The organism is Microvirga calopogonii (assembly GCF_003347665.1).
Lineage (GTDB): Bacteria > Pseudomonadota > Alphaproteobacteria > Rhizobiales > Beijerinckiaceae > Microvirga > Microvirga calopogonii.
Genome location: NZ_QDGA01000153.1, coordinates 1 through 9,272 on the forward strand (window position 1 = coordinate 1; position 9,272 = coordinate 9,272).

Genomic DNA, 9,272 nt, shown 5'->3' on the forward strand with positions numbered 1-9,272 from the left:
GCCGGAGAGCTGGCGCGGGTAGCGGTCGAGCAGCTTGGTCAGGCCGAGGATCTCGGCGGCGCGATCGACCCGGGCCTTGATCTCGGCCTTGGGGGCGCGCTTCAGCTTGAGCGAGAAGGCCATGTTGTCGGCCACCGTCATATGCGGGTAGAGCGCATAGTTCTGGAACACCATGGCGATGTCGCGCTCTTTCGGCGGCACGTCGTTGACCACCTTGGGGCCGATGCGCAGCTCGCCGCCGGAGACGCTCTCCAGGCCGGCAATCATGCGCAGCAGGGTCGACTTGCCGCAGCCCGACGGCCCGACGAGGATCACGAACTCCCCGTCCTGGATGTCGATCGACACGCCGTGAATGACTTGAGCGGCCCCATAGGCTTTCTTCACGTTTCGGATTTCGACTCCAGCCATGCCAGTCTCTCCAGTTATCTCGTTTGTTGTCCTTGGTCGTTATCCCGCCCTGCCGTTATGCAGGGGTTCGAGCGGATCACGACGGATGTTGGCGGAGGGGTCTTGCGCAATCGCATGGGGCGCCACCCAGCGGGCGGCGTTGCCGATGACACGCTGAACGGTTGCATCATGATAGGTCGGAAAGGTTTCGTGCCCCGGGCGGAAGTAGAAGATCCGGCCGCGCCCGCGCGTGTAGCAGCAGCCGCTCCGGAAGACCTCGCCACCAGCGAACCAGCTCAGGAAGACGAGTTCGTCCGGCTCCGGGATCTCGAAGACCTCTCCGTACATCTCCTCCTGCTCGAGCTCGAAGTACCGGCCGAGCCCCTCCGCGACGGGATGCTCCGGCTTCACCACCCAGACGCGCTCGCGCTCGCCGTCGGCGCGCCAGTTCACGCTGCAGGCAGTGCCCATAAGGCGCTTGAAGATTTTCGAGAAATGGCCGGAATGCAGCACGACCAGGCCCATGCCTCTGAGCACTCTGTCGTGCACGCGCTTCACCACAGCGTCCGAAACATCGTCGTGGTGGCGGTGGCCCCACCATAGCAGGACATCCGTCTCTTCCAGGACTTCGGGTGGCAATCCATGCTCGGGCTCGTCCAACGTTGCACTTCGGACATCGGAGAAGCCGTCTCTCCTTAAGGCGTTCATGATCGCTGTATGAATGCCGTCGGGGTAAATCCGGCGGACAACGGGATTCTCTCTCTCGTGGCGAAACTCGTTCCACACAACGATACGCGGGTTTCTGCTCATTCTGATTTCCTGCACTCGGAGGGATGATTGTTGTTCAACTTAAGTCTCCCGCAGCCAGACCAGCATCTCGCCGGGCTCTCGGTTATCCCAGGCATAGTAGGGGACTGCCGTGATGCTTGCGGGACTTGTTCGAGGCGGCTCAGGGCGATACAGGGTTTGCAGCCAATCGTCCGAGGTCTCGGCAGTCGCGGGAGCCTGCAACGTCACGACGCCGCCCAGAAAGTTCTCTTCGAACCTAGCCTCGAATGCGGCATCGGGCGCCAAGCTGATCCGGTCGAGCGGCACGGAATTGTCAGTTCCCTCCAGGCAATAGATGAGCGGTCCTCGGCGCAGCGCCACTCGGTTCCGGTCCTGGCGGACGTTGGGATGGGCATAAAGGCGCTGGATCGTCAGATCGAGGACGATCATCACCCGGTCACCCGGGCGCCAGGTTCGGTCGAGCCGGGCATAGCCCCTCTGCAGCGTGGCCGCGAGGTCGACGATTTCGTCATTCACCTTCAGGGTCGCCGTCGCGCACCAGGCGGGTATGCGCAGGAGAAGGGCAAAGCCCGTCGGCTCCTCAACGTCGATTGTGATAGCGATCGAACCATCCCATGGATATCGGGTGTTCTGCGAGAGATGCACTGCGCGTCCGCCGAGATCGATGCGAGCCTGGTTCTCCCCATAGAGATGCACGGCGATCTCGCTTTCGCCCACGCCATAGGCATAGGTGCCGATGGAGGCGATGAGGCGCGCGATGTTTGGCGGGCAGCACGGACAGCGATGCCAGGGCCAACGATGGTGATTGCCGCGGCTCTGGAGAGGATTCTCGTAGAAGAAGCGCATGCCGTCGAGGGATACGCCGGCGAGCGCACCGTTGTAGAGAGCCTGTTCCATGATGTCCGCGTATCGTGTATCTGCTCCGAACCCGAGCATCCGACTCGCCCAGAAGACGAGCCCTACCGCCGCGCAGGTCTCCGCATAGGCAGTCTCGTTGGGAAGGTCGTAGTCGCTGGTGAAGCCCTCGTTGTCGGCCGAGGGGCCGAGCCCTCCAGTGACATAAAGGCGTTTCGTCACGAGGTCGTCCCAGAGAGCGTCGAGGGCGCACCGGAGCGTTTCATCGCCGTACTCGGTGACAAGATCGGCCATGGCCGAGTAAAGATACATCGCCCGGACGGCGTGACCGACCACCTTGGTCTGCTCACGAACTGGAATGTGCGACTGGTTGTACTCGAAGGTGCCATGGGCAAACCGGCCGGGCTCCTCCGCGCGCTCCTCTGCCTCGATGAGGAAATAATGCGGTTCTCGGCCACGCTCGTCGATGAAGTACTTGGCAAGCTCCAGATATCTCTGCTCACCGGTCGCGCGGGCCAGCTTCACGAGAGCCAGCTCGATTTCCTCATGGCCGCAGTAGCCCCGTCGCTTGTCGGGTTCCGGTCCGAACATGCTGGCGATGTGATCGACATAACGGCCCATCACGTCCATGAACTTGCGCTTGCCCGTGGCTTGGTAGTAGGCAACCGCGGCTTCTATCAGGTGCCCGGCGCAGTAGAGCTCGTGGCAGTCGCGGAGGTTGGTCCAGCGCTTGCCGGGCTGCATGCGGATGTACCAGCTGTTGAGATAGCCATCCTCCTGCTGAAGCGCCTCATACATGTCGACGATCCGGTCGATCACGGCCTCGATGGTATCGTTGCGGTGTGAGGCCAAGCTGAAGGCCGCCGCCTCGACCATCTTAGCGACGTCCGAGTCCCAGTACATCTGGGCCGTCACATTGCCTCCGACCGGGCGAACCTTGCCGCCGCCGAATGCCGTGCTGAACGGAATGCGCTGTTCGGGAATGGGGCGTGCCGGGTCGATCTGGTCGAACATTCCGGCCTCGTCGCACCGAAGCTGCAGGATCGGGACCGTCTTCTCGGCGACCGCTGCGATGCGGTCCGCCCAGAATCCACCCATGGAGACCTGCTGAATATTCGGCGAGCGGAAGCGGCTGCGGGTCTCAAGCCGGGAGGGACTGCTCTTGAAATTCTTCATGGTTTTCTCTTGAGGGGCGAACGAACCGATCATTTCAGTGCACCGGCCGTGAGCCCGGAAACAATTTGCCGTTGCAGCAGCAGGAAGACGGCGAGGATCGGCAGGACGAAGACGGAGGAGAAGGCCATCACCCGATGCCAGTCCGCATATTCGGCGCCGACGAAGCTGTAGATGCCGACCGTCGCAGGCTGCAACTCCTGCTCGCTCAGCAGGGTCAGGGCGTAGACGAACTGTCCGTAGGCCTGCACGAAGCACAGGGCCCCGACCACGATGAGCGGCACCCGCATAATCGGCAGAACGATCCGCCAGAAGGTCTGAAACTGGTTGCAGCCGTCCATGTAGGAGGCTTCCTCAAGCTCGTAGGGAACCTGACGGAACATCGGTCGTAGGATCACGAGGGCGAAGGCGAGCGTTTTCGAGGTTGTGGCGAGAATCACGGCTGCGTACGTGTTCAGAATGTCGAGGGAGCGGAAGATGATGAACATCGGCGTCGCCAGCAGGGCTTCGGGAAAAACCTGGAGCATCAGCACCACAACCAGAGCCACGTTGACGAGGTGCGACTTCAACCGGCTCATGGCGTAACCGCCCATGGAGCCGAGGAGCAACGTAAGCACCGTTACCGGGATGGCAATCGCCAGGCTATTCCGCAGGTAACGGCCGATGTTCTCGCGCACGAAGACGTAATGGAAGGAGTCCAGCGTCGGATGGCTCGGCACGAGGGTCGGCGGCTTGGCAAAGATCTCCGCCGACGTCTTCAGACCGGAGGTGAACATCCAATAGATTGGAAACAGGTAGAGGGCGAGCCCGATTACGGCGATCGCCGTGTGAGCGACGCCACCGAACGGCAGGTCGCCGAGCTTGCGAGATGTTCCTCTCATCCGATGGCCTCCTTCTTGAGGGTGCGCACATAGAGGAGCGCTACTGCGAACACGATGACGAAGGAGAAGCTGCCGATCGCCGATCCGATGCCGAACTGGAACTGCTGGAACGAGAACTGGTAGGAGAGGAGCGGCAGGACATTGCTCGCATCCAGCGGCCCGCCCTGCGTCATGGCGAAGATGAGATCGAAGGCGCGCATCGTATAGATTGTGACCAGGCAGGCGACCGCCAGAAGAGCCGGCATGATCGCCGGAAGCGTGATGTAGCGGAAGCGCGCGAATGCACCCGCGCCGTCGAGGGTCGCGGCTTCATAATGCTCGTGCTGGACGCTGGTGAGGGCGGCCGCGATCAGGATCATGCTGAAGGGCATGCCGAACCAGATATTGGCGATTGTGACGGATGTCAGAGCCACGGACGGATCTGAGAGCCAATGGATCGGCGAGCCGATGAAACCCATGGTCGAGAGAACGTGGTTGACGACTCCATACTCGGTCGCAAACAGCCATTTCCAAAGGGCGCCCACGACGAGGGCAGGGAGCATCCAGGACGCGAGCAGTAGCCCGCGCAGATAATGCGCTCCCGGAAAGCGCTGCGAGAAGAAGATCGCCACTGCGAGGCCGATCGAAACCTGCGCTACGACATTGACCACGACGAACAGCAGAGAATTGATGAACACCCGCTGGAAGGATGGATCGGCGATGACTGTCCTGTAGTTATCAAGCCCCACGAAGGGACGCAGGAAATCGACGATGTTGCCGAGATTGACCTCCTGAAAGCTCATCACGACGTTGTAGACGATAGGAAAGCCGATGAAGGCCATGAGATAGCAGACTGGCGCTGCCAGGAAGAAGTACAGTAGCGGCGAGCGAACGTTCGCCATCGCTTAGCTCCGACGTTATGCGGTGAAGATCTGGGCACCCGAACCAGGATGCGGGTGCCCTTTACGGTTTGCTCGGCAAATGCCGGACCGTGCGCCCCGCGCCTTATTAAAGAGGCGTCTTGGCGAGGATCGGCTGGATCTTCTTCGCGGCCTCCTTGAGGGCGACATCGGCGGGCTTCACGCCCGTGATCGCTTCCTGCATGGCCGTCTGGACGGCGCGGGAAATCTCAGGCCATTGCGGATGAGGGCCACGCGGGCGGGCGGACTGCATCTGCTCACGATAGATCGAGTAAGCCTGAGGCCATTGCGGGTCCTGAACGACCACATCCGTGCGCGGCGCAAGACGGCCAGTCTTCCAGCCCTCGTTCAGGAATTGCGGATTGGACATGAACTCGATGAATTTGAAGGCGCCGTCGACCTGCTTGGCTCCCTTCGGCGATACGAAGATATAGCCTCCGAGAGCGGATGCATTGATGTTCTTATCGTCCTTTACAGGCAGAAGCGTGAGGCGCCAGTCGAACTTTGCTTCCGTCTGCATCCGGGGCAACTCCCACGGACCACCGAGAGCCATCGCGGTATTGCCCGCCATGAACGTGTTGGCGACCTCGTATTGCCGCTGATTGATCACGTCCTTGGAAGCGATACCGTTCTTCACCATGTCGGCCCAGAACTGCAGCGCCACCGCGGCTTCAGGCTGATCAAGCTTGTCGACGGAGCCTCCGGCCTGAGTTAGGAACGGCAACCACTGGAACACGCCTTCCTCAGCCTGGAGCGCGCTGAAGCCGAACCCGTAGACGCCCTTGTCGGGATCCCGCAGCTTCTCGGCGGCAGCTTTCAGCTCCGACCAGGTCTTCGGCGGCTTGTCGGGATCGAGGCCTTTGGCGCGGAACATGTCGGCGTTATAGTAGAGCGCGAGAGTATTGGCGTCGCGCGGTACGCCGTAGATCTTGCCTTTCCAGGATCCTGCGGCCCAAGGCCCAGGGAAATAGAGGTCGGGCTTGATCACGTTGGATTTTGCGACCCGGTCGGTCAGGTCAGTGAGCGTTCCCTGTGCTGAAAAGCTCGCCACAACCGGGTTGTCGAGGGTGACAAGGTCCGGCACCGATCCTGTCGCAGTTGCCTTGATCAGCTCCGTCACGACCTGTGTCCCGGGCACGATGCGCGCCTCGATGCGGTAGTCATTCTGGGATTCATTGAACGCTTTGATGCCGCCATGAATCATGTCTGTTTCCAGATTGAAGACATGCCAGAGCGTCACAGTCTTCGGCTGCGCATAGGCAGCACTCGCTGACAGGCACATTAGGGCAGCGATGCTTAGGAATGATCTTCTCTTCATGGCATTTCCTCCGGGTCGACGGCATCTTTTCGATGCTCGCTTGTTCATGAGCATCACGGGGCCGCTGACGGGGCGCAATCCGGATTTCCCGTTCGTTGGGTAAAAACGGGTAATCTGTGTGCGAAAGTCAGTTCCAACTTCGCATGTTGGATGGAGGCTCAATGGTAGATGTAACAATGATACTGGGTCCGAAGGCAACCTGAGTGCCACCCAGCGGCACCGTTGCATTAACCTTGGCGGTATAAGGAGGGCGGATACCTGAGGAGCCGTCCTGTTGTCTCTGTTCAAGCGCCGTCGCTTTCCGGTCGAGGTCATCCTGTCGTGCGTGCGCTGGTACTGCAAATATGGCATCAGCTATCGCGATCTGGCCGAGATGATGCTGGAGCGTGGGATCGATGTCGACCCATCCACCATTTTTCGCTGGGTCCAGCGCTATGCGCCCGAGCTCGAGAAGCGGATCCGTCGCTGTCAGGGTCCCCGTTCTGGGTCGTGGCGCGTGGACGAAACGTATGTGCGGGTTGGCGGCAAGTGGAAATATCTGTTCCGCGCTGTCGACAAGCACGGTCAACTCATCGACTTCATGCTGTCAGACCGCCGGAACACCTAGGCGGCATATCGCTTCTTGCGCAAAGCCGTCAAGATGATGAGTCACTGTCCGCCATCCTCCATCACGACTGACAAACTGGCATCTTACCCGAAGGCCATCGAGCGGTTGCAGGGTGACGGGCTGCTGTCGAAAGATGTCGCGCATCGGACATCAAAATACTTGAACAACGTCATCGAGGCGGATCATGGTGCGCTCAAGCGCGTGATCCGACCGACCCGCGGCTTCCAGACGATGAGAACAGCTTCCGCGACGCTGAAGGGCTTTGAGGTCATGCGTATGATCCGTCGCGGCCATTGCATCCTGCCGCAGCCCGGCGCGACAGGCGAAATCCGTCTTGTGAACCAGCTCTTCGGTTTTGCCGCCTGATGAGAGCCTTCCGATGGATGCATTGTGCCCTATAGCAGTTACTGCAACAAAGCCCTAAGTAACAGTGTCTGTGTGAGAGCCGGACTCCGACTCTGTCGTCACGCATTTACGTAGAACCAATGCGATCAAGCGTGCTTAATCCTGAGCGCGAGCGTTGAACTGACCGGCTCAACACCTGGAGCAATCCAATTGCGGGCGGCGCTTCCCTCACCGATCGAAATATGACGAATGGCCGCTTTGGCACGGGGCCGACCTTAAGCGGAGGTCCGGATTCAGACTGTCAGCAGTCGTTCACTCGGTCACGCTCAAAGCCTGTCGCTGAGACGTCCTAGATCTTTCGTGTGCCTCTTGAACTGGCTCGTGATGTTAATTGCACCACATGCGGTCAGGGCGCGGATCGCGGGGGACATGAGGGAACCGTGATGATGGACCCGGCGGGGCCTTTACCCTTGTCGTCGCCCGGGCGACGGTCCTCGTCCTTCGCCCTTCTGGGTTTTCGGATCGCCTCCTGCCGTTTCACCGTTCGGGAACGGCACCTGCTGGATGTGATCGAGGCTGAGCGTGACGGCGGCAGTGCCCGGAGCCACACGCTTTGGGAGCGGAACGCCCGAGTCCTAAGCTCGACCGGGGAGATGCCCGCCTGCCTCGCTCAGTTTCGCATCCGCCAGACGACGATGGCGAGCCAGATCATCCAAGCTAGGCTCAAAACCCAGGCCACCACGATGGCTGCTGAATGCATGGACGAGAAGCCTTGGGAGCCAAGCACCCAGCCCTGCACCAGATAGGCCAGGCCGGAGAGCCCCATCAGGGAAGCGATCGGCCGCGGAGCCCAAGCCAGCCGTACCACCGCGACCGCGAACAGGAGCAAGGCGAGACCCAGCGCGAAGTCTTGGTAGCTTCTCACCCCCCATTCAAGCCAACGGATTGCCTCGGCGGTTGCAAAGCGCGCTGCCTTCTCGGCTTCTGGGGCGACCGCCCATGCGTTCACAGCCTGCTTGAGGGCGACGCCATCCACCGCCTGGAGGATGCCATAGAGCGCCAGTGCAACCGTTGCCGAAGCGGCACCGAAGCGACCCGCCCATGTCGCCATTCCATCCCGCACGTCCAAGGCGGAGCACAGGGCGAACAGTCCCGCGATCAGGATCGCCATGCTCACGAACTGGCCGAGATGCACGGCCGTCCAGATCCCATTGGCGGCGTACGTGGCGAAGATGGCATGATGGTTGTTGGCATCACCCCCGGCATGGAACTGGGTCACCACGATGTACAGGAGTTGTCCTGCCAGCAGCAGCCCGGCCGAGAGGCACAGCGATCTACGCGAGCTGAATGCTCTGTTGTCCATGATCATGCCCTTGTCCGGGTGAACTGAGGCGGGGGGGTGCTGCATCCGTACATGATCTGCTCTCCAATACGAGAGGACGATGGGTACACCCTGCACCTTCTCATGATGGCAAGGTCAAGCGCCTAGTGGGTCGTCTGCCGTCGGATATGGTATAGTGGCATGGTGATCCTCGTGTTGCGAGGTGCCCCATGTCGCGCCACCAGAAAGATCCACTACGCCCGCTCACCGTAGACGAGCGCAAAGAGCTCACCCGCCTGAGCCGCTCCCAGAGTACCCCTGCCGCTGAAGTCGACCGTGCCCGTGCCCTGCTGGCGATTGCCGAAGGCGCCAGCTACACCGCCGCCGCCCATCTCGTCGGGCGCGGCCACAACGAGACCATCTCGGCCTGGGTCAGTCGCTTCAACCGCGAGGGCCTGGCCGCCGTGCGCCCGCACCACGGTGGCGGGCCACGGATCCGCTATGGGGCTCACGCGCAGCAGCGCATCCTGGCCGAATGGGCGCGAGCGCCGCAGCGCGAGCAGGACGGCACCGCGACCTGGTCGCTGAGCCTGCTGCAGAAGGCCTTGCGCCAAGCCCCGGACGGCCTGCCGCAGGTGAGCCGGTTCACCATCGCGCGCACCCTGCACGAGGCGGGCCTGAGCTGGCAGAAGAGCCG

8 protein-coding genes and 1 pseudogene are annotated in these 9,272 nt (G+C 61.3%); 2 read left to right on the forward strand and 7 right to left on the reverse strand.

Annotated features, from left to right (window positions below; all coding sequences use genetic code 11):
- The 6 genes from DDF70_RS33995 to DDF70_RS34020 form a co-directional block, all read right to left on the reverse strand.
- A partial coding sequence (locus DDF70_RS33995; RefSeq protein ID WP_114948981.1) for an ABC transporter ATP-binding protein occupies positions 1-408 on the reverse strand: 408 nt, incomplete at its 3' end.
- A gap of 39 nt (positions 409-447) precedes the next feature.
- Positions 448-1,197 carry a ThuA domain-containing protein gene (locus DDF70_RS34000; RefSeq protein WP_114948982.1) on the reverse strand — a complete coding sequence of 250 codons (750 nt, stop codon included), beginning with the start codon at positions 1,195-1,197 and terminating at the stop codon, positions 448-450.
- A 39-nt stretch (positions 1,198-1,236) separates the two neighbouring features.
- Positions 1,237-3,207, reverse strand: a complete 1,971-nt coding sequence (locus DDF70_RS34005) for a glycoside hydrolase family 127 protein (RefSeq protein ID WP_114948987.1) — start codon at positions 3,205-3,207, stop codon at positions 1,237-1,239.
- Between the two features lie 29 nt (positions 3,208-3,236).
- A complete protein-coding gene (locus DDF70_RS34010) occupies positions 3,237-4,085 on the reverse strand; it encodes a carbohydrate ABC transporter permease (RefSeq protein ID WP_114948983.1) in 849 nt (282 codons plus the stop codon).
- Positions 4,082-4,966, reverse strand: coding sequence for a carbohydrate ABC transporter permease (locus DDF70_RS34015; protein ID WP_114948984.1), 885 nt, complete (start codon positions 4,964-4,966; stop codon positions 4,082-4,084). The genes DDF70_RS34010 and DDF70_RS34015 overlap by 4 nt, the downstream gene beginning before the upstream one ends.
- 106 nt (positions 4,967-5,072) lie before the next feature.
- On the reverse strand, positions 5,073-6,302 hold the full coding sequence (locus DDF70_RS34020) for an ABC transporter substrate-binding protein (RefSeq protein ID WP_162820874.1): 1,230 nt from the start codon (positions 6,300-6,302) through the stop codon (positions 5,073-5,075).
- A 274-nt stretch (positions 6,303-6,576) separates the two neighbouring features.
- Here DDF70_RS34020 and DDF70_RS34025 point away from each other — a divergent pair.
- Positions 6,577-7,275: pseudogene (locus tag DDF70_RS34025) on the forward strand (IS6 family transposase).
- 649 nt (positions 7,276-7,924) lie between these two features.
- Here DDF70_RS34025 and DDF70_RS34030 read toward each other — a convergent pair.
- A complete protein-coding gene (locus tag DDF70_RS34030; protein ID WP_162820875.1) occupies positions 7,925-8,617 on the reverse strand; it encodes a hypothetical protein in 693 nt (230 codons plus the stop codon).
- 188 nt (positions 8,618-8,805) lie between these two features.
- On the opposite strand from DDF70_RS34030, the gene DDF70_RS34035 reads away from it, so the two are divergent.
- Positions 8,806-9,272: helix-turn-helix domain-containing protein (locus DDF70_RS34035; RefSeq protein WP_114946241.1), on the forward strand; the 467-nt coding region annotated here is incomplete at its 3' end.